The sequence below is a fragment of the Mycobacterium paraterrae genome, from assembly GCF_022430545.2.
Taxonomy (GTDB): Bacteria; Actinomycetota; Actinomycetes; order Mycobacteriales; family Mycobacteriaceae; genus Mycobacterium; species Mycobacterium paraterrae.
In genome coordinates this window covers 4,042,737-4,062,317 of sequence record NZ_CP092488.2, presented here as the reverse complement: position 1 = coordinate 4,062,317, position 19,581 = coordinate 4,042,737, and the positions used below count along the sequence as shown (strand labels likewise).

20 protein-coding genes and 1 pseudogene are annotated in these 19,581 nt (G+C 66.7%); 12 read left to right on the top strand and 9 right to left on the bottom strand.

The window, feature by feature from the left end; translation table 11 throughout:
* Positions 1-50: 50 nt before the first annotated feature.
* Positions 51-380 (bottom strand): DUF732 domain-containing protein, encoded by a 330-nt coding sequence (locus tag MKK62_RS19715; RefSeq protein WP_240258252.1) that lies wholly within the window; start codon positions 378-380, stop codon positions 51-53.
* A 64-nt stretch (positions 381-444) separates the two neighbouring features.
* The gene (locus MKK62_RS19710) at positions 445-828 is read right to left on the bottom strand and encodes a DUF732 domain-containing protein (RefSeq protein ID WP_240258253.1); all 384 of its coding nucleotides are present in this window, start codon (positions 826-828) and stop codon (positions 445-447) included.
* Between the two features lie 66 nt (positions 829-894).
* Here MKK62_RS19710 and MKK62_RS19705 point away from each other — a divergent pair, with 66 nt between their 5' ends.
* The 4 genes from MKK62_RS19705 to MKK62_RS19690 all read left to right on the top strand — a co-directional run bounded on the left by MKK62_RS19705 (position 895) and on the right by MKK62_RS19690 (position 3,309).
* A complete protein-coding gene (locus tag MKK62_RS19705) occupies positions 895-1,380 on the top strand; it encodes an SRPBCC family protein (RefSeq protein WP_240258254.1) in 486 nt (161 codons plus the stop codon).
* A gap of 52 nt (positions 1,381-1,432) precedes the next feature.
* On the top strand, positions 1,433-2,149 hold the full coding sequence (locus tag MKK62_RS19700) for a Clp protease N-terminal domain-containing protein (RefSeq protein ID WP_240258256.1): 717 nt from the start codon (positions 1,433-1,435) through the stop codon (positions 2,147-2,149).
* A gap of 67 nt (positions 2,150-2,216) precedes the next feature.
* Positions 2,217-2,723 carry a hypothetical protein gene (locus MKK62_RS19695; RefSeq protein WP_240258257.1) on the top strand — a complete coding sequence of 169 codons (507 nt, stop codon included), beginning with the start codon at positions 2,217-2,219 and terminating at the stop codon, positions 2,721-2,723.
* Between the two features lie 46 nt (positions 2,724-2,769).
* A complete protein-coding gene (locus MKK62_RS19690; RefSeq protein ID WP_240258260.1) occupies positions 2,770-3,309 on the top strand; it encodes a GNAT family N-acetyltransferase in 540 nt (179 codons plus the stop codon).
* On the opposite strand, the gene zapE is transcribed toward MKK62_RS19690, so the two are convergent.
* Positions 3,299-4,324, bottom strand: a complete 1,026-nt coding sequence (gene zapE / locus MKK62_RS19685; protein ID WP_240258261.1) for a cell division protein ZapE — start codon at positions 4,322-4,324, stop codon at positions 3,299-3,301. The two genes, MKK62_RS19690 and zapE, sit on opposite strands and share 11 nt — an antisense overlap.
* A 34-nt stretch (positions 4,325-4,358) precedes the next feature.
* Between zapE and MKK62_RS19680 the strand changes: the two genes are divergently transcribed.
* The 5 genes from MKK62_RS19680 (at position 4,359) to MKK62_RS19660 (ending at position 9,273) form a co-directional block, all read left to right on the top strand.
* A complete protein-coding gene (locus tag MKK62_RS19680) occupies positions 4,359-5,126 on the top strand; it encodes a pyrimidine reductase family protein (protein WP_286670867.1) in 768 nt (255 codons plus the stop codon).
* Between the two features lie 36 nt (positions 5,127-5,162).
* Positions 5,163-6,722 carry an alpha/beta fold hydrolase gene (locus MKK62_RS19675; RefSeq protein WP_240258263.1) on the top strand — a complete coding sequence of 520 codons (1,560 nt, stop codon included), beginning with the start codon at positions 5,163-5,165 and terminating at the stop codon, positions 6,720-6,722.
* A 78-nt stretch (positions 6,723-6,800) separates the two neighbouring features.
* Positions 6,801-8,081, top strand: coding sequence for an arabinofuranan 3-O-arabinosyltransferase (gene aftC, locus MKK62_RS19670; protein ID WP_240264045.1), 1,281 nt, complete (start codon positions 6,801-6,803; stop codon positions 8,079-8,081).
* The gene (msrB, locus tag MKK62_RS19665; RefSeq protein WP_240258264.1) at positions 8,078-8,494 is read left to right on the top strand and encodes a peptide-methionine (R)-S-oxide reductase MsrB; all 417 of its coding nucleotides are present in this window, start codon (positions 8,078-8,080) and stop codon (positions 8,492-8,494) included. The genes aftC and msrB overlap by 4 nt, the downstream gene beginning before the upstream one ends.
* 59 nt (positions 8,495-8,553) lie before the next feature.
* Positions 8,554-9,273: a GNAT family N-acetyltransferase gene (locus MKK62_RS19660; RefSeq protein ID WP_240258265.1), complete on the top strand. Its 720-nt coding sequence runs from the start codon at positions 8,554-8,556 to the stop codon at positions 9,271-9,273.
* 6 nt (positions 9,274-9,279) lie between these two features.
* On the opposite strand, the gene MKK62_RS19655 is transcribed toward MKK62_RS19660, so the two are convergent.
* From MKK62_RS19655 to MKK62_RS19635, 5 genes are all read right to left on the bottom strand, one after another.
* Entirely contained in the window at positions 9,280-10,032 is a 753-nt protein-coding gene (locus MKK62_RS19655) for a class I SAM-dependent methyltransferase (RefSeq protein ID WP_240258266.1), read from the bottom strand.
* A complete protein-coding gene (hemQ, locus tag MKK62_RS19650) occupies positions 10,029-10,724 on the bottom strand; it encodes a hydrogen peroxide-dependent heme synthase (protein ID WP_240258267.1) in 696 nt (231 codons plus the stop codon). Before hemQ ends, MKK62_RS19655 begins: the two co-directional genes overlap by 4 nt.
* A gap of 5 nt (positions 10,725-10,729) precedes the next feature.
* Positions 10,730-12,115, bottom strand: coding sequence for a protoporphyrinogen oxidase (locus MKK62_RS19645; RefSeq protein ID WP_240258268.1), 1,386 nt, complete (start codon positions 12,113-12,115; stop codon positions 10,730-10,732).
* Complete coding sequence (gene hemE / locus MKK62_RS19640) at positions 12,112-13,161, bottom strand: uroporphyrinogen decarboxylase (protein ID WP_240258269.1); 1,050 nt, start codon at positions 13,159-13,161, stop codon at positions 12,112-12,114. The genes MKK62_RS19645 and hemE overlap by 4 nt, the downstream gene beginning before the upstream one ends.
* A 110-nt stretch (positions 13,162-13,271) precedes the next feature.
* Positions 13,272-14,618 (bottom strand): DUF2254 domain-containing protein, encoded by a 1,347-nt coding sequence (locus MKK62_RS19635; RefSeq protein WP_240258270.1) that lies wholly within the window; start codon positions 14,616-14,618, stop codon positions 13,272-13,274.
* Between the two features lie 99 nt (positions 14,619-14,717).
* Here MKK62_RS19635 and MKK62_RS19630 point away from each other — a divergent pair, with 99 nt between their 5' ends.
* The 3 genes and pseudogenes from MKK62_RS19630 to MKK62_RS19620 all read left to right on the top strand — a co-directional run bounded on the left by MKK62_RS19630 (position 14,718) and on the right by MKK62_RS19620 (position 17,558).
* On the top strand, positions 14,718-15,530 hold the full coding sequence (locus MKK62_RS19630) for an enoyl-CoA hydratase/isomerase family protein (RefSeq protein WP_240258271.1): 813 nt from the start codon (positions 14,718-14,720) through the stop codon (positions 15,528-15,530).
* 93 nt (positions 15,531-15,623) lie between these two features.
* Positions 15,624-16,264, top strand: a pseudogene (locus MKK62_RS19625) (DUF3000 domain-containing protein).
* Position 16,265: 1 nt separating this feature from the next.
* Entirely contained in the window at positions 16,266-17,558 is a 1,293-nt protein-coding gene (locus MKK62_RS19620; protein ID WP_240258272.1) for an HRDC domain-containing protein, read from the top strand.
* A 62-nt stretch (positions 17,559-17,620) separates the two neighbouring features.
* Here MKK62_RS19620 and dxs read toward each other — a convergent pair whose 3' ends face one another.
* Positions 17,621-19,540, bottom strand: a complete 1,920-nt coding sequence (gene dxs, locus MKK62_RS19615) for a 1-deoxy-D-xylulose-5-phosphate synthase (RefSeq protein ID WP_240258273.1) — start codon at positions 19,538-19,540, stop codon at positions 17,621-17,623.
* Positions 19,541-19,581: the final 41 nt, after the last annotated feature.

Sequence of the window (19,581 nt, the reverse complement as noted above, 5' to 3'; positions counted from 1 at the left end):
CGCCTGCGCCGCCAGTCCGACTTTCACCCTTGACCCCCGGTGGTCGCTGCCTACTGCTGACCGCCCGATCCTCCCACTTGCTGCACGTACTGCGGGCAGTAGGCGGTTACCGCGATCGCGGTGAACTTCGCGGCGCTGACCGTGCTGATCCCCGAATTCTGTTGTTGCACAAGCTGAACCACTTGTATGCCGGGCTTCCCCTGCGCTATCAGATCACACGTCGTGTGGCCCGCCTCGACGGCGTTGCCGGGGTCGTTGAACGTGATGCCCGCCTTGGTCAGCGCATCAACGAAGCTCGCGTCAACGCCCGGCTCCGCATGAACGGGTGCCGCCAAAACTAACGCCGACGCGGCCCCGACCACCAGCAGAAGACGGCTCATGGCGCTCATCATCGCCGACCTCGGCGCCGTAGTCGAACCGGCGCCACATACCTCGAGGCGAGAGTTACCCGGCGGGGGGTTGAACGGTGCCCGGTGCGGTGTGGTTGTCGACGCGTTGCAGGAATTGCGGGCAGTAAGCGCTTGCCGCGATCGCGGTGAATTGCGCGGCCCTTGTGGTGTCCAAGCCCGGATTCTGCCGCGTCACGAGTTCCACCACATCGAGTTGCGGCCGACCCTGGGCCATCATGCCGCACGCCGCTTTGGCCGCCTTGACAGCGCCGGTCGGGCTTTTGATGGTGATGTCCGTCTTGGTCAGCGCGTCGAGAAAGCTGGCATCCACGCTGGGGTCGGACCCCGTCGGGCTCGCCTGCACCGAAGGGGCAAAGGCGAGTGCCGCCGCCACTGCCGCCATCGCCAGGCCGAACCTCATCACGACATCGTCGCGCATCGGGCCGATTTTGTCGCGGTGACCGAATCGCTCCGTCGACTCCAGCGCCCTGACAAGATCGGCCGAATGGTCGAAAGAATTGAAGTCCAACGCACAATCGCCGCTCCGCCCGCCGACATTTTCGCCGTCCTCTGCGACCCGCAGGGTCACGTCGCGATCGATTCGTCGGGCATGTTGCAGGACGCCGACGGGTCCGCCGTTGCCGCCGCCGGCGACAGCTTCGTGGTGCACATGGATCGCGAGGCGCTCAACGATTTCCCGGAACTCGGCAAGTACGACGTCACAGTCACCATCCGCGAATTCGAACAGGACCGGTCGATTGCGTGGACGGTGCTGGGTCAGATCAGGCCGCAAATCGGTCACGTCTACGGGTACCGGCTCGAACCCGACGCGCAGGGCGACGGAACGCTGGTCACCTCGTTCTACGACTGGTCGCAGATCGACGACAAGTGGCGCGAGGCTGGCATCTTTCCCGTCATCTCCGAAGGGGCGCTGCGAGCATCGCTGGGCATCCTCGACCGGACGGTCCGACGCGGCTATCCAAAGGGCTGACGGCGTCAACGTATGGTTGACGGGCCGCTAGCGTCAACCTACTGTTGACGCCATGGCGCAGATGATCGGACCGGTTCGCCTCGACGACATGATCAACACGATCAAGAAGGTGCATTCCGACGTGCTTGATCAACTCAGCGACGCGGTGCTGGCCGCGGAGCATCTCGGCGAGATCGCCGACCACCTGATCGGGCATTTCGTTGATCAGGCGCGGCGATCTGGAGCGTCGTGGACCGACATCGGCAGGAGCATGGGTGTGACCAAACAGGCGGCTCAGAAGCGGTTCGTCCTGCGCGCCGAGAACACCAGCCTCGACGGAGGCGGCGGCTTCGAACGCTTCACCCCGCGAGCCCGCGACTCCGTGGTCGCCGCTCAAACGGCCGCGCGCGACGCCGGCAACGACGAAATCACCCCCGACCACTTGATTCTCGGGGTGTTGAGCGATCCCGAGGCCCTGGTCACCAAGCTGCTGCGCTCGCAGCGTATCGACCCCGAGTCGTTGCGCGCCGCAATCTCTCTGCCGCCGTCAGCCGACGAAGTGCCCGCGCTGATTCCGTTCAGCGGCTCGGCCCGCAAAGTGCTCGAGCTCACCTTTCGCGAAGCTCTTCGCTTGGGCCACAACTACATTGGCACCGAGCACATCCTGCTCGCATTGCTCGAACTGGAAGACGGCAGCGGCCGACTGCACCAAGCCGGTGTCGACAAGGCCCGTGCGGAGGCCGATCTGGCCGCCGTACTGGAGTCTCTGGCCACCGGCAAGAAACGCTGAGGGTTGTGCATCCCGACACTAGGAAGCAGCCAGTGTGCCATCATGCGATGGTCGTCGAGGAGGACTGATGCGCCGCTACCTAGTTGTCGTGATCACCGCTATCGCGGCCACATTCCTCGCGGTACCGCGCGCGTCGGCGGGCGACGCACCGATCGGTCATCTCGGTGACACCTTGCGCGTCGACACCGGGAAGATGATCGCCGACGTAACGGTCAGCAGCGTCCAACCGGTCGATCCGCCGCCCGGGTTCGGTTACAACCGGGTCGGTGTCCCGGTGAAGAGCTTCCCGAACAGCGCGGTGGTGCGTGCCGATGTGGCGATTCACGCGGTTCGGGCGCCGACCCCGTATCAAATGGCCACCGACTTCACCTTCGACGGAGTCACGCCGTTCGGCGACGCCTACAAGTCTCGGCCGTCCGACGCACCCGACGCGCTGGACGCCGCCTTGGCCAATGCGCCGGCCGGATCGATCGTTCGTGGCGGCGTCTACTGGGAGGCCTACCGCGATCCGGTCTCGACTGTTGTTCTGCTGGACCGAAAAACGGGGTATCACCTGGCGCAGTGGAACCTCTAGCGCGGCGACGATGCAGACCGGAACGGTCTGAGGAGGGGCCGGGCAAATGACCGTAGCGCGCGTTGCGACCACGAGCTCCGTCGACGCGGTCGAGTTGGCTGCGGTCGCGGCGCGCACGTTTCCCCTGGCCTGCCCCCCGTCGGTGGCGCTGCCCGACATCGCCGCATTCATCGACGCGAACCTGTCTGACGCGCGGTTCACCGACTACCTGGCCGACCCGCAGCGGCTGATCTTCACCACCAGCGACGGTGGCTCAATTACCGGCTACGCCATGCTGATCAGCGGTGTGTCCGACGATCCCGATGTTCAGCGCGCCGTCGACATCCGGCCCGCCGTCGAGCTGTCGAAGATGTACGTGCTGCCGGCGCATCACGGTTCCGGCGCGGCGGCGGCCTTGATGAACGCGGCGCTCACCGCGGCCGCTGAGCGCGGGGACGGCTGCGTGTGGCTCGGCGTGAATCAGAAAAACGCGCGGGCGCAACGCTTTTACGCCAAGAGCGGTTTCACGGTCAGCGGGCACAGGAGTTTTCGGCTCGGCGACCACCTCGAAAACGACTATGTGATGGTCCGGCCGTTCACGCGTTGACCGCGGCACTCAGCGCCAGCAGCCGCGACGTGGCCCGTAGATATTTCTTCCGGAAGCCGCCGGCCAGCATCTCCGCACTGAAGATGCGGTCGAGCCGTTCGCCGGCGGCCAGCACCGGGATGCCGGCGTCGTACAGCCGGTCGGTCAGCGCGACCAGTCGCAGCGCCACGTTCTGATCGTCGATGCCGTGCACGCCGGTCAGGCAGACCACCGTCACCCCGTCGACCAGTGTCAGGTAGCGCGAGGGATGCATGGTGGCCAGGTGGGCGCAGAGCGCGTCGAAGTCGTCGAGGGTCGCGCCCGGCACTCGTGCGGCGTAGGCGGCCACCTCGTCGTCCGACGGCGGTCGCGGCGCCGGCGGCAGATCACGGTGGCGGTAATCGGGGCCGTCGATTCGAACCACGTCGAAAATTGTTGCCAGCGTTGTGATTTCACGCAGGAAGTCTTGTGCGGCGAATCGGCCCTCGCCGAGCTGTTCGGGCAGCGTGTTGGAGGTGGCGGCCACCGACACACCGCGTTCGACGAGTTGGGCGAGCAGTCGCGAGACCAGCGTGGTGTTGCCTGGGTCGTCGAGTTCGAACTCGTCGATGCACAGCAGGGTGTAACTGCCCAGCAATTCGACGCATTCGACGAAACCGAATACGCCGGCGAGCTGGGTGAGCTCCATGAACGTCGCAAATGCTTTCGGGTACGCAACGTCGTCGGGCACCTGTCGGTAGGCGGCCGCCAGCAGGTGCGTCTTGCCGACACCGAATCCGCCGTCGAGATACAACCCGAGACCGGGCAACGCCTCGCGTCGGCCGAACAGCTTCTTGCGGCCACGGCGGCGTTCGACGGCGCGCTCACAGAAGCGTCGGCAGGCGGCCACGGCCACCGCTTGGCTTGGTTCAGCCGGGTCGGGGTGATAGCTCGCGAAGGTGGCGTCGGCGAACGTCGTCGGTGGCGTGAGCTGCGCGACGAGCCGCTCCGGCGAGACGGTCGGCTGCCGGTCGACCAGACGCGCAACCCCCTGCATGCACGCACCCTATCGACGTGCTGCAATCATGCGCATGGCTGACGGCTCCGGTGCGGTGCAGATGCGGCTGCTCGGTTCGTCGCGTGAGGTCGACGGCGGCGACCTGCCTGAGTTCTACGGCTACCCCACCCATGCAGGCGTCTGGTTGCGCGCCAATTTCATCGCCAGCCTGGACGGCGGCGCGACGTTCGGCGGCAAGTCCGGTGAACTCGGCGGCCCCGGCGACCGGGCGGTGTTCGGCGCGCTGCGCGAAATGGCCGACGTCATCCTGGTCGGTGCCGGCACGGTGCGAACCGAGGGCTACGCCGGTGCACGTCCGACCGTCGTACAGCGGCAACGCCGGCAGATCCGCGGGCAAAGCGAAGTCCCGCAGATTGCGATCGTCTCGAAATCCGGTCGTCTGGAGCGGGATATGCCGGTCTTCACCCGCACCGAAGTGCCTCCCCTGGTCTGCACCTGCAGCGCGGCGGCCGAGCAAACCCGGCGCACGCTGGCCGGGCTGGCCGACGTCGTCGACTGCTCGATCGACGACCCCGACAGCGTTGACCCCGCCGCCGTGCTGGCCGCCCTCGCCGACCGCGGTCTGCCGCGGGTGCTGACCGAGGGCGGCCCGATGCTGTTCAGCTCGTTCGTCGAACGCGGCCTGCTCGACGAGCTGTGCCTGACCATCGCGCCGAGCCTGGTCGGCGGTCACGCCGGCCGCATCGCTACCGGTTCGGAACAGGTGCTGACCGCCATGCGGTGCGCGCACATCCTCACCGACGACGACGGATACCTCTACACGCGCTACGTCAGGCCATAGGCCCAGATCGGTCGGCCGATCGCTACTGTGGTCGGCATGAGCAGGCGCGCCGCATTCACCACTTCGCTGATCGTGGTGACGACGTTGCTGGCCGGCTGTGCGCCGGGTCTGGCCGCAAACCCGCGGTTCGCTACCGACGCGGGCGCCCGGCCGCAGGGCAAGCCCACCAAGTCCACCGCTCCGACGGGACCGCCGCCGATAGCCAAGCCGAAGAACGAATTGTCGTGGCACGACTGCACGTCGAGGGAGTTCGGTGACGCCGGGGCTCCCGCGCCGGGCGGCGTGAAGCTGGACTGCGCGAGCTATGACGCCGACCTGGACCCGGTCAATGGCGCGGCTGGGTCGCTGAGTATCGGCGTCGTTCGTGCCAAATCCGTCAAGACACCGGACGACGCCGGGCCGCTGGTGTTCACCACCGGCTCGGACCTGCCGTCGTCGCTGCAACTGCCGGTATGGCTGGCGCGTGCTGGTGCCGACGTGCTCGACAAACACCCGATCGTGGCCGTCGACCGACGGGGCATGGGCAACTCGAGTCCGGTGGACTGCCTCGAACAATACGATCGCCAAGAGATTCACGACCAAGCGCAGTTCGAGGCCGGCAACGACCCCGTCGCCAACCTCGCCGACATCGTCCACAACGCCACCACCAGTTGCACTGACACCATCGCACCCGGTGACTCGGCCTACGACAACACTCATGCCGCGACCGACATCGAGCGGCTGCGCAGCATCTGGGATGTGCCGTCGCTGGCACTGATCGGCATTGGCAACGGCGCCCAGGTGGCGCTGTCGTACGCCAGCGCCCATCCCGACAAGGTGGCCCGATTGGTGCTCGACTCCCCCTTGGCTTTGGGAGTGGGCGCCGAGGCCGCCGCCGAGCAGCGGGTCAAAGGCCAGCAGGCGGCGCTCGATGCGTTCGCCGCTCAGTGCGCCGCAGTGAACTGCCCGCTGGGGCCCGATCCGAAGGGCGCTGTCAGCGGCATACTCGCCGACGCCCGAGCCGGCCACGGCCCGGCGGGCGCGTCGGTGGCCTCGATCGTCAGCGCGATCAGCACCGCGCTGGGCTACCCCTCCGGCGATCGGGTCGGCACCACCAACGAGTTGGCCACCGCGCTGGCCAACGCCCGCGGCGGCGACACCAATCTGCTGGCCAATCTGATCAACCGCGCGCAAAGTACCCGCGGAACCGACGGGCAGTTCGTCAACTCGTGCAGCGACGCGGTCAACCGGCCCACCCCGGACCGAATTCGGGAATTGGTGGTCGCTTGGGGCAAGCTCTACCCGCAGTTCGGCACGGTCGGCGCGCTCAGCCTCGTCAAATGCGTTTCCTGGCCGAGTTCCACACCGCCACAACCGCCCAAGAAGCTGGCCGTCAACGTGATGCTGATGGGAGTCCAGGACGATCCGATCGTGGGATCCGAGGGCGTCTCGGCAACCGCCGCCACCATCATCAACGCCACCGCCGCCAGCAAGCGGGTGATGTGGCAGGGCATCGGGCACGGCGCCAGCATCTATTCCTCGTGTGCCGTGCCGCCGCTGATCGGTTACCTCGACAGCGGCACCCTGCCGGCCACCGACACCTACTGTCCCGCCTGATCTCGCGCGCCAGATAAGGTCTCGCTCGTGACGCGCGCCGACGACGAAGCAGAGCAAGCGACGACGGGAAGCGCTGCCGTGACGCCGGTCAACTCTCGCGGCGGTGTACGCGCCTGGTTCGCCCCCCGCACAACAGCTCCAAGCGCCGCTACCGTGCTGCGGTCGGCGCTGTGGCCGGTGGCCATTCTCGCGGTCATCCACCGTACGATCGTGGTCACCACCAACGGCAACATCACCGACGACTTCAAGCCCGTCTACCGCGCGGTGCTGAACTTCCGTCACGGCTGGGACATCTACAACGAGCACTTCGACTACGTCGACCCGCACTACTTGTATCCGCCCGGCGGCACGCTGATCATGGCGCCGTTCGGCTACCTGCCGTTCGCGGAGTCACGGTATCTGTTCGTCGCCATCAACAGCACCGCCATCGTTCTCGCCGCCTATGTGCTGCTGAAAATGTTCAAGTTCAGCCTGAGTTCGGTAGCGGCCCCGGCCCTGCTGCTCGCCATGTTCTGCACCGAATCCGTCACCAATACACTGGTTTTCACCAACATCAACGGTGTCATCCTGCTGTGCGAGGTGCTGTTTCTGCAGTGGCTGTTGGACGGCCGGACCAGCCGCCAGTGGTGGGCCGGCATCGCGATAGGGCTGACTCTCGTGGTCAAGCCGGCGTTGGGTCCACTGCTGCTGCTTCCCCTGCTGAACCGGCAGTGGCGCGCGTTGATGCCGGCCTTCCTGGTGCCGGTGGCGTTCAACCTCGCGGCCTGGGGGCTGGTCGTGCACCCCGGCGACTTCATCACCCGCACCGTGCCCTACATGCTGGGCGTCCGCGACTACTTCAACAGCTCGATCGAAGGTAACGGTGTCTACTTCGGATTGCCGTTCTGGTTGATCCACCTGTTGCGAATCCTGTTCACCCTGTTGGCCATCGGCAGCCTATGGCTGCTCTACCGCTACTACCGCACCCGTGACCCGCTGTTCTGGTTCACCACATCGTCGGGTGTGCTGCTGTTGTGGTCGTGGTTGGTGCTGGCGTTGGCGCAGGGCTACTACTCGATGATGCTGTTCCCGTTCTTGATGACGGTGGTGTTGCGCAATTCGGTGATCCGCAACTGGCCGGCGTGGCTGGGTATCTACGGCTTCCTGACAATGGACCGCTGGCTGCTGTTCAACTGGATGTTCGTCGGGCGGCCGCTGGAGTACCTGAAGATCACCTACGGCTGGTCGCTGCTGCTGATCGTGACATTCTGCGTGCTGTACTTCCGTTACCTGGATGCAAAGGCCGAGCACCGACTCGACGAGGGGATCGATCCGCCATGGATGACGCGCGAGCAACCCCGCGCTAACTTGGTGGCATGACGAATGCCCAGCCGCGAGTGCAGCTCAGCGACGACGAATGGCGCAAGAAACTCAACCCGCAGGAGTTCGAGGTGTTGCGCCGGGCCGGTACCGAGCGACCGTTCGTCGGCGAGTACACCGACACCAAGACCGAGGGCGTCTACAACTGCCGGGCATGCGGCGCGGAATTGTTCCGCAGCACCGAGAAATTCGAATCTCACTGTGGCTGGCCGTCCTTCTTCGATCCGGCCAACTCCGACGCCGTGATCCTGCGGACCGACAACTCGCTGGGCATGAAGCGCGTCGAAGTACTGTGCGCCAACTGCCACAGTCACCTCGGGCACGTTTTCGAGGGCGAGGGCTACCCCACCCCGACCGATCAGCGGTACTGCATCAACTCGATTTCGCTGCGCCTGGTCCCTTCCGGGTCTTGACGGCGACGGAAGTGCCGCCGGGCGAAAAACCACCGTTCAGAGGCGAATTCGCGTAGCGGATGCCGAATCCCGCCGATCCTCGACTCCTCGACGATCCCGTCTGGCATGCCCTTACCGGACCGCATCGCCGGTTCGCGGTCGCATCCGATCATGGCACGCCGCGCGCTTACCGTTACCGGGTCGACGTCGTGCCTTTCGCCGCTCTCCGCGACGTCGAGGACGCCGGTGCCTGGCAGGATCTCGCCCAATTGTGTGGACCCGAAGGTCGGGCTGCGCTGGAGTCTCGGCGCGCGATCGCTGTGCCCGCGGGCTGGACGGTGAGCAGAGTGTTCCCGGTGGCGCAGATGATAGCGCCCGTCGCCGGACTCGCCGGATTGCCCGAATCGTCGGAATCCATTGTTACGCTTGATATTCGAGATTCGGCCGAGATGATGGCACTGGCCGAACTGACGCGCCCCGGCCCGTTCGAGGCCGCGACCGTCGAGCTGGGCGGCTACGTGGGGATACGGCGCGGGGGCCAGCTCGTCGCGATGGCCGGGCGGCGCCTGCACCTGCCCGGCTGGATAGAGATCAGCGCGGTGTGCACTCACCCGGACCATCGCGGCCAGGGCTTGTCCACGTTGCTGATGACGGCGGTGGAGGCAGGAATTCGCGCCGAGGGTCAGCGCGCGTTCCTGCACGTGCTGCACGACAACACCCCCGCCCTCGACCTCTATCGCCGGCTCGGCTTCGACACGCGCGCCGACATGACGATCACCGCGGTGCAGCGTTCGGGCTGATTACCGCTAATCGATCCGAGTCGCGTGAACTTCCCAGAAGGGCGCATGCACGCGACCGTCGGTGAGCCAAGGCTCTATGGCGCGGAACCGCTCGGCCACCGACTTCATCTCCTCCGCCCGCTCCGGGGCGCGGCGCAGCATGTCGTCGAAGTTTTCCGCGCTCATGTTGATCTGGTAGGTCGTCGGGCCTAGGTACGTCAACTCCCATCCGGCATCCGGGAAGACGTCCCGAAAGTCGCTCTCGGACAGCGCACGCGGCATGTGGAACCCGTTGACGTTGCCGATGCCGAACTCGAACATGAACAACCGGGCTCCCGGTTTGGTAGCACGGTGCAGCGCACGCGCATACGACCGTTGCAGGTCCGGCTCCGTCGAAAAGGTGTGATAAAAAGCGCAATCCACGACGGTGTCGAACCGGCCGTCCAAACCGTCGAGCTTTGTGGCATCGGCCAGTTCGAAATTCACCGACACACCCGCCTTGCTCGCGTTCTCCCGGGCCCGTTTCAGGGCGGTTTCCGAGCCGTCGATCCCGGTGGCGGACAAGCCTTTTGACGCGTAGTAAATCGCGTGGTGGCCCGGGCCGGTGCCCGGGTCGAGCACCTCGCCGGTGACCGCACCCAGCGCGACGAGCTGTTGGACCACCGGCTGCGGGCCGCCGATATCCCAGGGGGTGGCAGCGGGCAAGCCATGCGCCAGCCGGTCGTCGCGATACATCTCTTCGAAGCGGGTGTGGTCGTTGGGATCGAATTGGGCGGTCATGGCAGCGAGTTCACCAATTGCTCGACCCCGACCCGTGGCCCGGTGAAAAACGGCGTCTCCTCGCGCGTGTGGCGCCGCGCGTCGGTGGCCCGCAGTTCCCGCATCAGGTCCACGATGCGATGCAGTTCCGGCGCCTCGAACGCCAGCAGCCACTCGTAGTCGCCGAGCGCAAAAGCCGGCACCGTGTTGGCCCGGACGTCCTTGTACTCGCGGGCAGCCATGCCGTGTTCGGCAAGCATCCGGCGGCGTTCCTCGTCGGGAAGCAAGTACCACTCGTAGGACCGCACGAACGGATAGACGCAGATGTAGGCGCCCGGCTCTTCACCGGCCAAGAATGCGGGGATGTGACTCTTGTTGAACTCGGCTGGCCGGTGCAGCGCGACGCTGCTCCATACCGGCGACGACGCCCGGCCCAGCGTGGTGGTGCGGCGAAAGTCCTCGTAGGTAGCTTGAAGCGCCTCGACGCGTTCGGCGTGGGTCCAGATCATGAAGTCGGCATCGGCCCGCAAGCCCGCGACGTCGTAGAGGCCGCGGACGACGACTCCCTGATCTTCGCGCTGCTTGAGGAAGGTCGCCGTCTCGTCGATCACGGCGTCGCGCTGCTCACCCAATTCACCGGCGCGCACCGAGAACACCGAGAACATCAAGTAGCGGACGGTCGAGTTGAGAGCGTCGTAGTCCAATCGAGCCATGGGACCTATGGTGCCACGGGCGTTTCGACGGATCGGACGGCGGCAGCCGCAGCTCGTCCGGCCGCGCCCACACAGGCAGGCACCCCGATCCCGTCGAGGTAGCTGCCCGCGACCTGCCAGGTCCGGGGCAGCCCGGCCCGCAGTTCGGCGACCAGTCCTCGGTGCCCCGGACCGTACTGCGGCATGGCATCCGGCCAACGCTGGACGTGGACGTCGACCGGCTCCACCGTGAGGTCGAAAACAGCGGAAAGGTCTTCCAGAGCCCAGGCCAGCAGTTCGTCGTCCGAGGCCCGGATCGCTGGATTGTTTTCCGCGGAGTCGCCGAACCGGCCGAACGACAGCCGTAGCAGCTCGACGTCCGTTCGCCGGCCCCACTTGCGCGACGACAGCGTGATCGCCTTGGCGTGCAACCGTTCCCCGCTGGCCACCAGCACACCGGAGTTCTGTGGGAAGGCGACACCGCGCGGCACCGCCATCGCCAGCACCGCCGACGAGGCGCTCTCGATTCGCCCCGCCGCGGCGGCGGTACGCGGAGCCAGGGTGCCGACCAGCTTGGCGAGTCGAGCCGCGGGCACGGCGAAGATCACCGCGTCGGCATGCCACTCCTGCCCGGTCGCATCGTGCAGGGTCCAGCCCTGCCCGTCGGCGCCGACGGTGTCGACCGCGGCCTGTACCCAGTGAAACCGACCGCGCCGGAACAGTTCCTCCACCAGAACGGCGTATCCCCCGCCGACGGCACCGAAGATCGGGCCCGCGGTGACGCTGAGCAGCGCCCGCCGCACCGCGTCGGTCACGCTGGTGGCCCCGGCGTCCAGGGCGGCGGTCAGGGTCGGCGCTGCCGAGCGCAGGCCGATAGTCGCCGAGGACCCGGCATAAACCCCGCTGAGCATAGGGTCTACCGACCGGGCCAGCACCTGCTCACCGAACCGGTCGGCGAGCAGGTCGGCGACGGCGGGGTCGGCGCCAGGTTGCCAGTTCAGCGGCAGGTCGGGTTCGGCGGCGATGCGCGCCAACGTGGCGTCGTTGACCAGTCCGGCCATCGACTCCGCCGAGGACGGGATGCCGTTCAACGTGCCTGTCGGAAGGGGGTGCAGCCGCTGTTGGCTGTAGATCAGCGGACGTGCGCCGGTGGTGCCGAGCTGTTCGTTCGCGAGGTTCAATTCCGCGAGCAATTCCGGTATCTCGGGTCGCCGAACCACGAATGCTTCGGCGCCGACGTCGACGGCGACACCGCCGACCTGCTCGGTGCGCAGCACGCCGCCCAGACGATCTGAGGGCTCGAATAGCGTGATGCTGGCTTGGTCGCCGGCGGTCTGGCGCAGCCGGTAGGCGGCGGTCAGACCTGAAATGCCGCCGCCGACAACACAATACGAGCGCTTTACGGACGTCATAAGGAGTGGATCAACGCGACCAGGTCGGTGAGGATCCCGGGGTCGGTCTCGGGCAGCACCCCGTGGCCCAGGTTGAAGATGTGCCCGCCCGCACCGGCGTCGACGGCGCTTCGCCCGTCGTCGACCACGGCGCGCGCGGCGCGCTCCACGGTCGGCCAACCGGCCAGCAGCACCGCCGGATCCAGGTTGCCCTGCAACGACTTACCGGCTTCGACCCGCCCCGCCGCATCGATGAGCGATGTCCGCCAGTCGACTCCGACCACCGTCGCACCGGCCGACGACATGGCGCCCAGCAGTTCTGCGGTGCCGACCCCGAAGTGCGTCATCGGAACTCGTCGCCCGGCAAGCTCGGCGAACACCCGCGAGCTGTGCGGCAGCACGTAGCGGCGGTAATCCGCCAGCGACAACACGCCGGCCCACGAGTCGAACACCTGAATCGCGTCGACCCCGGCGTCGAGTTGCACCCGCAGAAACCCGATGGTCAGGTCGGTCAGCTTGGCCATCAGCGCATGCCAGCAGTCGGGTTCGGACAACATCATCGCCTTGGTCTTGGCGTGGTTGCGGCTCGGGCCGCCCTCGACCAGGTAGGACGCCAGCGTGAACGGTGCACCGGCGAAGCCGATCAACGGCACCGAACCAAGATCTCGGACCAGCAGCGAAACCGCGTCCGAAACGGGTTGCACCTCAGCCGGATCGAGCGGCCGCAGGGCTTCGACGTCGACGGCGGCGCGCACCGGCGCGGCGATGACGGGGCCGACATCGGCGACGATGTCGACGTCGACACCGGCGCCACGCAACGGAACGACGATGTCGGAGAACAGGATTGCGGCATCGACGGCGTGACGGCGGATCGGCTGCAGCGTGATCTCGGCGATCAACTCGGCGTCGAAGCAGGCTTCCATCATGGTGTTCTGCTTGCGCAGCTCGCGGTACTCAGGCAGCGAACGGCCGGCCTGGCGCATGAACCACACCGGCACCCGGTTGGGTTTGCGGCCGGTGGCCGCGGCCAGATACGGCGACTCGGGAAGCGTGCGACGGTCACTCATCAGCATCAATGCTGCCACGACGGGCCGATGGGCGGGTGCGGCGGGCCACCGACGTGCAGAGCCGACCCGTGGGATCGCGTGGTCAATTCAGGCGGTGCGAGACAGCCCGTTCATGCCGGTGCTTTGGCGGCATAGCTGTCGCGCACGGTGTTGTATCGACGCTCGACGGCCGCGCGGTCAAACGGCTCTGACACCGATTCGAGGCTCGCGCGATGGATCATCTCGGCCTGATTTATCAAGATGCCGGCGTGACCGGGATCGACCGTCTGGTCCATAATCGCTTTCAGCGCCTCGAGTTGGCGCATGAACAACGCGGGCATGCCAGTACTGGCCTGACGGATCTTGTCGAAGGATCGCTGCACGAGGTTTTCATACGTGACCTGCTCGCAGATGACCCGCACCTGCCCGGTCCGGTCACGGTAAGCCGCTGCAGGCGTCCACACCCGGCCTAGCTGGCACAAGGTATTGCCGAGCCAGTCAACGCATGTCATCGCCGTGTAAGTGTCGTTAACCGCCGGCGATAGAGCGCGAATGGCTATCTCGACCAGTTGGTCGATCGCAAATGCGGGGTCCTGGGCGAGGGCGCGGACCGGCCCGAGGATGTGGGCCCGGTTCAGACAGCGGGCGACCTCGCCGGCGGCGTGCGGCGGCCACACGCCGACTAGCTCGCTGCCTTCGACCAGGAAATTCCCCGGGCGATAAGGCACGTGTATCACCCCGTTGAAGCTCGACGCCGCCTCGACCAACATGTCGTAGCGAATTGCCTGGAGGTAGCCGCCTTTTGGTGTGGGCACTGGCGATCCGGCCGACTCGATTTTGGCAATCCACTCGCTGATCTCCTCGGCATCATCCGGGTCGCCCGGTTTCTTCATCGGTATGTCGGGCCGGCGCACTCGCAGGTACCGAGAAAGGTCCGCGGCGATGTTTGCGATGACAAACGGCAGTTGGATCGCGATAGCGATGTGGTGGAGGAAGTAGATGAGTACTGCTAGGTCGACCAGCACCAAAAGGAACACCATCGACACCGAGAAGTGCGGGACGAACTCGCCGTGCTCCCCGGGCCCGATGGCCAACAAGACGAGCACGCAGTAGACGGCCGTGGCCACGAAAGTGCCAAGGGTCAGTTGTGTACCGCGATCGCGAATGAAGTTGCGTAGCATCCGCGGTCCGAATTGGGTTGATGCGAGCGTCAGCGTGACGATGGTGACCGAGAAATTAATACCGATCACCGTCATGATCGCCGCAGCGACCGCCAGCAGAATCTCACGTGCTGTGTCGGCACTGCCCGCTTCGACCCAGGCCGGCAAGGTAAAGGCGTGGTGATATACCGCACGATCGACCTGGAGCGTTCCCCAGAACAGCGCAACGGCGGCCAGCACCTCCATGCTGGGTATCACCCAGAAGTTGGTCCACAGTACTTCGCGTCGCCACTGCGACAGTCTCACCGGTGATCGCACGAACCGAGATTAGCCATGCGCACGCGGAACAAGCGCCACAACGGCGGATGCGTAATCTCGTCGTCGGTAATGCCAGCGACCCAGTCGTCAGGAGCCCGGATGCCCGTCAGCCACCCAGCAGTCAGCTACGACGAGTTCCCCAGCCTGCGCATCGAGCGCGCCGAGCACGGCGTCCTGCACATCGTTCTCGACTCCCCCGGCCTCAACTCGGTCGGCCCGCAAATGCACCGCGACCTCGCCGACATCTGGCCGGCGATCGGCCGCGACCCCGATGTGCGCGCGGTGCTGGTTCGGGGCGAGGGCAAAGCGTTCTCCTCCGGCGGCAGCTTCGACCTGATCGACGAGACCATGGGCGAACACGACGGCCGGATGCGCATCATGCGTGAGGCCCGCGACCTGGTGCTCAACATGATCAACCTGGACAAACCCGTGATCTCGGCGATTCACGGCGCCGCGGTGGGCGCCGGCCTGGTGGTCGCGCTCCTCGCCGACGTCTCGGTGGCCGGACGGACCGCGAAGATCATCGACGGGCACACCAAGCTAGGTGTTGCCGCGGGCGACCACGCCGCCATCTGCTGGCCACTGTTGGTCGGGATGGCGAAGGCCAAGTACTACTTGCTCACCTGCGCCCCGCTGTCCGGGGAGGAAGCCGAACGCATCGGGCTGGTCTCGCTGTGCGTCGACGACGGCGACGTGCTCGACACCGCCACCCGCATCGCCGACGAACTGGCCCAGGGCGCCCAGTCGGCCATCCGGTTCACCAAACACAGCCTCAATCACTGGTACCGGACCGCCGCGCCGGCCTTCGAAACGTCCCTTGGCCTGGAATTTCTGAGCTTCGGCGGCCCCGACGTGCGCGAGGGCCTGGCCGCTCACCGCGAGAAGCGGCCGGCCCGTTTCACCAGCGACTAGGCATGCCGTTGCAGACCACCGCGAGCGCGCCCGTCGGACCGAACCGGCGCGCCTGTGTCCGCGTGTCACCGGATAGGTCTAGCGTCAAACGCTGTGAACCGCCAGCAACGCTGCGCGGCGGAACGAAGCGACGAGGAGGTGCGGCGCCGATGACGACGACAGCCGAGCCTGCCCCGTTTCGCGATGCCGTGGAGGCGATGAGCGGGGCGACCGTCCGATCCGAGATCGAGTTGGGCCCGATCCGGCCCCCGCAGCGCCTCGCGCCGTTCAGCTACGCCCTGGGCGCCGAGGTCAAGCGTCCCGAAACGGACGTGGTTCCGGAGCGGTCGGACGGCGACGCGTTCGGCCGACTGATCTTGCTTTACGACCCGGAGGGCGCCGACGCCTGGGACGGCACCATGCGTTTGGTCGCCTATATCCAGGCCGACCTCGATTCCAGCGAAGCGGTCGACCCACTGTTGCCCGAAGTCGCCTGGAGCTGGCTGGTGGAGGCGCTGGATGCCCGCGCCGAGCAGGTCACCGCGCTAGGTGGCACCGTCACCGCCACCACCTCGGTGCGCTACGGCGACATCTCGGGACCACCGCGCGCCCACCAGCTCGAGTTGCGCGCGTCGTGGACGGCACTCACCACCGACATCGGTACCCATGTCGAAGCGTTCTGCGAAGTGCTCGAGCACGCCGCAGGGCTGCCCCCGGTCGGGGTGACAGATTTGGGCACCCGGTCGCGCGTGTGACATGGCCAGCGAGCCGACCGAGGTATCCACCCACACGTCCGAGGCCGCCGAGGCTGACGTCACGCCGCTGCTGCATCCCGCCGACGGTGTGCCCGAGCTATCGGTCAGTGCCACTGAGATCGAGGCCGCCGCAGCTCTGCTCGCCCGAGGGCATGGTCCGTTCGCGGTGGACGCGGAGCGGGCCTCGGGCTTCCGCTACTCCAATCGCGCTTACCTGATCCAGATCCGACGAGCCGGGGCGGGCACGGTGCTGATCGACCCGGTCAGCCACGGCGGTGACACATTGTCCGTGCTGCGGCCTGTCGCGGAGGTGATGGCATCCGACGAATGGATTCTGCATGCCGCGGACCAGGACCTGCCGTGCCTGGCAGAGGTCGGCATGCAGCCGCCGGCGTTGTACGACACCGAATTGGCCGGGCGGCTGGCCGGTTTCGACCGGGTCAACCTCGCGGCGATGACGCAGCGTTTACTCGGTGTCGGGCTGGCCAAGGGTCATGGCGCGGCGGACTGGTCCCGGCGCCCCCTGCCGGCGGCGTGGCTCAACTACGCGGCCCTTGACGTCGAGGTGTTGATCGACCTGCGCGCAGCAATCGCGGACGTGCTGGCCGAGCAAGGCAAAAGCGGTTGGGCGGCAGAGGAATTCGACTACCTCAGGACCGCCGCCAGCCACAACCCCCCGACCACCCGTCGGGACCGCTGGCGCCGCACTTCGGGCATTCACAAGGTGCGCAATCAACGCGGCCTGGCCGCGGTCCGTGAATTGTGGACGGTGCGAGACGAAATAGCGCAACGACGCGACATCGCGCCTGGCCGCATTTTGCCCGACTCGGCGATCATCGAAGCAGCGGCCGCCGACCCGAAGACCCTCGACGACTTGGTCGCGCTGCCCATCTTCGGCGGGAGACGGCAGCGTCGCAGCGCCTCCACCTGGTTGGCCGCCCTCAAGGCCGCCCGGGAAAAACCGGGTCCAGAAGAGGAATCCGAGCCGACCAACGGGCCGCCCCCGCCGGCGCGGTGGGCCCGCCGACGGCCCGAGGCCGCCGCGCGTCTCGACGCAGCTCGTTCGGCGCTACGGGAGTTGTCGGATCGGGTGTCGGTGCCGACCGAGAACTTGGTGACGCCCGACCTGGTTCGGCGGCTGTGCTGGGACTGGGATGGCGCCCGTCACGTCGCTGCCGCAGTCGACGAATTCCTGGCCGCAGGGCAGGCCCGCGACTGGCAGCGGGAGTTGACCGTGCCGGTGCTGGCAGCGGCGTTGCAAGACGTGCCCGCCGCGGACGACGCCGAAATTTAAGTTACGGCGACGCCGAACGGCGTGTCGTCGCAAAAGATTTACGTGTCGCGAGACGGCGGCAACTATTCCAGCTGCTCGGTGATCGCGGTGCCCGGCTCAACGTTTTCTCCGGATAGCGCCGCGATCCAGCCGGTGATTCGGCGAGCGACGTGCTGGTCGGTCAGCCCGGCGTCGGCGAGTACCTCACCGCGGGACGCATGATCGAAGAACTGCTGTGGCAGACCGACATCGCGGCACGGCACGTCGATTTCGGCGGACCGCAACGCGGCCGACACTGCCGCGCCGACGCCACCGGCCACCCCGTTGTCTTCCAGCGTCACGACCACCTTGTGGGCAACTGCCAACTCCCGCAACACTTCTGGCACCGGCAGCACCCACCGTGGATCGACCACTGTCACACCGATGCCCTGATCGAGCAGCCGCTCGGCCACCCCGAGCGCCATCGAGGCGAAGGCTCCTACCGCCACCAGCAACACGTCCGCACCCAGGCCGTCGACGGGCTCGGCAAGCACGTCCACCCCGGAAAGCCGTTTGACCGCTGGAATATCGTCGCCGACATCGCCTTTCGGGAACCTGATGACCGTCGGGCCGTCGTCGATTGCCAGCGCCTCGCCGAGTTCCTCACGCAGGCTGGCGCCGTCTCGCGGCGCGGCCACCCGGATGCCTGGCACTATGCCCAGCATCGACATGTCCCACATGCCGTTGTGGCTGGCGCCGTCGCTGCCGGTGACGCCAGCCCGGTCGAGCACCATCGTGACGGGCAGCTTGTGCAACGCCACATCCATCATGATCTGGTCGAAGGCCCGGTTGAGGAACGTCGCGTAGATCGCGACCACGGGATGCATGCCGCCCATCGCCAGCCCGGCCGCCGACGTCATCGCGTGCTGCTCGGCGATACCAACGTCGAACAGCCTGTCCGGGAAGCGATCTCCGAACGCACTCAACCCGGTGGGGCCGGGCATGGCCGCTGTGATCGCCACGATGTCACGGCGTTTGGTCGCGTGCTCGATCAACGTCTCGGTGAACGTGGCCGTCCAGCTCGGCCCCGGAATCTTGGTGGCCAACCCGGTCATCGGGTCGATCACCCCGCAGGAATGCATCTGGTCGGCCTCGTCGTCTTCCGCCGGCCCGTAGCCGCGACCCTTCTGCGTGACGACGTGCACCAGCACCGGACCGTGAAACCCGCGGGCCCGCCGCAGCGCTGCCTCGACCGCATGCTCGTCGTGCCCGTCGACCGGACCCAGGTACTTCAGCCCCAGGTCGGTGAACAGCAGCTGCGGCGAAAGTGCATCTTTGACACCGACTTTCACGCTGTGCATGAACTGGTAGGCCACCTCGCCGAAGACCGGCATGCCCCGCACCGCGCTGCGTCCGCGTTCCAGCAGGCTCTCGTAGCCCGGTTGCAGACGCAGCATGGCCAGGTGGTTGGCCAGACCACCGAACGTCGGCGCGTAGCTGCGGCCGTTGTCGTTGACGACGATGACCACCGGCCGGCGCGCCGCCGCGATGTTGTTCAGCGCCTCCCAGCACATCCCGCCGGTCAGCGCGCCATCGCCGACCACCGCGACCACGTGCCGATTGCGGTGGCCAGTCAACTCGAAGGCCTTGGCCAGCCCGTCGGCGTAGGAAAGCGCGGCGCTGGCGTGGCTCGACTCGACCCAGTCGTGTTCACTCTCCGCACGCGACGGATACCCCGACAGCCCGTCCTTTTTCCGTAACGTCTCGAAGTCGGCGGCGCGTCCGGTCAGCATCTTGTGCACGTAGGCCTGATGGCCGGTATCGAAGATGATCGGGTCGTGCGGTGAATCGAACACCCGGTGCAGCGCCAGCGTCAGCTCGACGACGCCGAGATTGGGACCGAGGTGACCGCCCGTCGCCGCCACCTTGTGGATCAAAAACTCACGGATCTCGTCGGCCAGGTTGCGCAGTTCCGCCTGCGAGAGGTGCTGCAGATCGGCCGGCCCACGGATCTGTTCAAGCATTGTGTCAGTGTACGCAGGACCCCGAACTGGCACGCGGACCA